This is a genomic window from Thermoleptolyngbya sp. M55_K2018_002, assembly GCF_015295965.1.
GTDB classification, from domain to species: Bacteria; Cyanobacteriota; Cyanobacteriia; order Elainellales; family Elainellaceae; genus Thermoleptolyngbya; species Thermoleptolyngbya sichuanensis.
In genome coordinates this window covers 1-3,378 of sequence record NZ_DVEA01000165.1, presented here as the reverse complement: position 1 = coordinate 3,378, position 3,378 = coordinate 1, and the positions used below count along the sequence as shown (strand labels likewise).

Annotated in this window: 3 protein-coding genes; 2 read left to right on the top strand and 1 reads right to left on the bottom strand. The window is 60.1% G+C overall.

Annotated elements, in window-relative coordinates; translation table 11 throughout:
- Both IGS51_RS08355 and IGS51_RS08350 read left to right on the top strand, forming a co-directional pair.
- A partial coding sequence (locus IGS51_RS08355; RefSeq protein ID WP_297077979.1) for a type IV pilus twitching motility protein PilT occupies positions 1–1,107 on the top strand: 1,107 nt, incomplete at its 5' end.
- Between the two features lie 133 nt (positions 1,108–1,240).
- Positions 1,241–2,044, top strand: coding sequence for a circadian clock KaiB family protein (locus tag IGS51_RS08350; RefSeq protein WP_297077978.1), 804 nt, complete (start codon positions 1,241–1,243; stop codon positions 2,042–2,044).
- Between the two features lie 49 nt (positions 2,045–2,093).
- Here the strand turns inward: IGS51_RS08350 and IGS51_RS08345 are convergent.
- A partial coding sequence (locus IGS51_RS08345) for an ABC transporter permease (RefSeq protein ID WP_297077976.1) occupies positions 2,094–3,378 on the bottom strand: 1,285 nt, incomplete at its 5' end.

Sequence of the window (3,378 nt, the reverse complement as noted above, 5' to 3'; positions counted from 1 at the left end):
GCTGCGCCGCCGCCGATGCAGACCTCCCGCAGCAAGGCCGCACCGGGTCAGCCGACGCTGGCGCAAATCGTTCGCGAAGCCTACGACAAAGGCTATTCCGACATTCACCTGGGCGTGGGCGAAGCACCCCGCTTCCGCAACCGGGGCGAGATCGATCCGACTGAGTATCCAGTCACCGATCTCGATACCTTCTTTAGCTGGCTGCAAGAAATCCTGTCCGACGCTGAAATTCAGCGGTTTAAGGACACGCTCGACTTTGACGGCGCAACGCAATACGACTTCGCCCGTGTCCGGATCAATATCTTTGATTCGCTGCGCGGGCCGGCGATGGTGATGCGTCTAATTCCGCTGAAGATCTTGACTATTGAGCAGTTGAACTTGCCGCCTGTGTTTAAGGAAATCTGCCACTATCACAAGGGGCTAATCCTGGTGACAGGGCCCACCGGGTCGGGTAAATCGACCACGATGGCGGCGATGGTGGACTATATGAATAGCGAAATGCCCAAGCATATCGTCACCATTGAAGACCCGATTGAATTTGTCCATACGAGCCGCAAGTGCCTGATCCGCCAGCGGGAAGTGGGCATTCACACGATGAAGTTTGACGCGGCGCTGAAGGCTTCGCTGCGGGAAGATCCGGACGTGATTCTGGTGGGGGAAATGCGGGACATTGAAACCGTGAACACCGCCCTGAAAGCCGCGCAAACAGGTCACTTGGTGATGGGAACGCTGCACACCAACAGCGCTGTGAAGACCATCGAGCGGATTTTGGGTCTGTATCCGCCGGATCAGCAGGAACCCATGCGGGTGGCGATCGCCGAATCGCTGGTGGCCGTCATCGCGCAGGGCCTCTGCCGCACCACCGACGGCAAGCGGGCCGCCTTCCACGATATCTTGATCAACACGGACGCAATTCGCGACTATATCCGCAAGGGCGATCTGGACGAAGTGGAAGCGCTGATTCCGCGATGCAACTTTGACGGCATGTGTACGATGAACCAGTCCCTCTATAAGCTGTATGAGGCGGGACGGATCACCGAAGAGACGGCGCTGGAAATGTCGCCCAAGCCCAACGAAATGGCGCAGATTCTGCGCGGGCGCGTCTAAGTCGCAACGCTCAACGGTTCCTGGGGTGGATTTTTCGGACTGTATCGGGTGCGAAAGATCCACCCTTCTCGCTTTTTTGCACATTCCTGTTTTTGCACATTCCTGCACCCCTGTGCCTGGCGGTTGATTTTCCATGAAAGCCCCGTTACCAGAGCTATATAAGGGAATTGCCCTGTTTACGCCGGGGGGCGACCTGGTGTACTGCATCGATCCAAACAAGCAGAGCCATTGGCATTTGCACCTGTGCGCGGCGCTCCAGGAGTGGCTCGATCTGTCGGAGCCGCCGCTGTTTCTTGTGCCGTGGTATACCGCGTCCATCGACCGCTGGCGATCGCCCGAAAACCAGTCTGTCCTCACATCCGCTGAGGTGTATCCCCTGGTGGCGCGGCATCAGGCGGTGCTGAATGCCGTCTTTGGCACTGGCGATTTGCTCTGGCAAACCGTGCAGCCGCCCGACAACCTGGACGAGTCGCTGATGCTGCTGACCTATCAGAGCCGCTTTCCCGAACTGTGGCGATCGCACGATTTGGTGATTCGCTACGAATCTCCGACAATTCAGCAGGTCAGCCAGCCAGAGGCTCAGCCATCGTCTTGGAGTCGGCTATCGTGGCAAGCCCAGTCGCCGGATTTCTCCAAACAGGGCTATGTGCTGCGCCTCTATGTGTCGAGCAACAGCGACGTGACGGAGGCGATTTTAACGAACCTGCATCGCCTGCTCGAAGACCTGATTCAGCAGCCCTACACGCTGAAAATCATCGACGTATACAAGTTCCCTGAGCTGGCCGAGCAAGACCAGGTGGCTGCCACCCCCACCCTCGTTAGGGTTTGGCCAGAGCCAGTCCGTCGTGTCACTGGGCGGCTCGAAGATGCCAGCCGCGTCATGCAACTGCTGCTCGCCTCGAACGGAGAGATGGAAAGCGGGATGATGGAGAGATAGGGCGCGAGCAGCCTGGAATGACAAAAGGCTCTCTTCACTCCGGCAGCTATCACGCCTCCCCTCTGCCGCTGACGACCGATCGCATCTGCTGGCTAATCAAATCCACCAGAAAAGTGAGTGCCACAAAGCACCCCAGCGTTAGCACCAGCCTGCCGTAGTCAAAGCTGCTGAGTTGCTCGGTCAGGAGGCGGCCCAGCCCCCCTGCGCCCACCAGTCCAACGATTACGGTTTCGCGCATACAGACCTCCCAGCGGTAGAGGGTATAGGCTAGAAATCGCCCCAGGTTTTGGGGCAACACGCCGTAGAGAATTGCCTGCCCACCGGATGCGCCCAAGGCGTGGAGCGATCGCACGGGGCGCTCGTCCAAGTTTTCGTTGACCTCGGCCATGAGGCGGCCCAGGATGCCCAAATTGTGCAGACCCAGGGCGATCGCCCCCGGCAAAATGCCTGGAAATAGCACAAACAGACACACCAGCGCCCAGATGGGGGCAGGCACAGCGCGGCTGAGCAATAGCAGCAAACGGGTTGCCACCAGCAGCAGCCAGGCCAGGGGGGCTTGGGTCGTTGTGGGGTCGTCTAGCGGCCGCAGCCAGCCGCCGGGCAGGAGAAAGGTCTGGGCCGCAGGAAAAGACAGCAGTACCCCGCCCAATCCGGCCAGGGCGATCGCCAGAATGGACATCACCAGCGTCAAGCCCGATAGGTGGAGCAGCGTCGCCCATTCGGCCGGGCTGGGCCACTGGGGCGTGGCGGCCGCTGCAATGTCGCCCAAGAGTCGTCGCGTGCGGGCCGACCAGAGCCGCGTCCAGTCGATGCCCAATCCCCAAAAGCAGAGCGGAATCGACAGGGCGATCGCCCCCCAGGATAGCCGCAGCGGCCAGGGATTGGCAGTTTGCAGATTGGGCTTTGGGGCGTGGGAATTTTGGGATCTTTGGGCCACGTTGAGATCTAGCCGACTGGTGAAGCCCAACCTGCGCCGCACCCAGCCGCTCCACCAATCGACCCCGCCATTCAGCAGCACCAGCGCATAGAACCCCGTCCAAAGCTGTCCATAGCGGAGCGATTGCAGGCTCAGCAAAATTTCATAGCCCAGCCCGCCCGCGCCGATCACCCCCAGCACCGCCGCCGACCGCAGCGAACACTCGAACCGATAGGTCGTGTAGGACAGCAAATCTGGAAACGCCTGGGGCAACAGTCCGTAGAGCCACGCTGCCAGCGGCGACACTCCGCTGCCCAGGAGGGATTCCAGCGGTTCCTGTGGCGTTTCGTCAAAAATTTCGGCAAATACCTTAGACACGATCGCCCCAAAGGGCAGGGCGATCGCCAGCACCGCCACC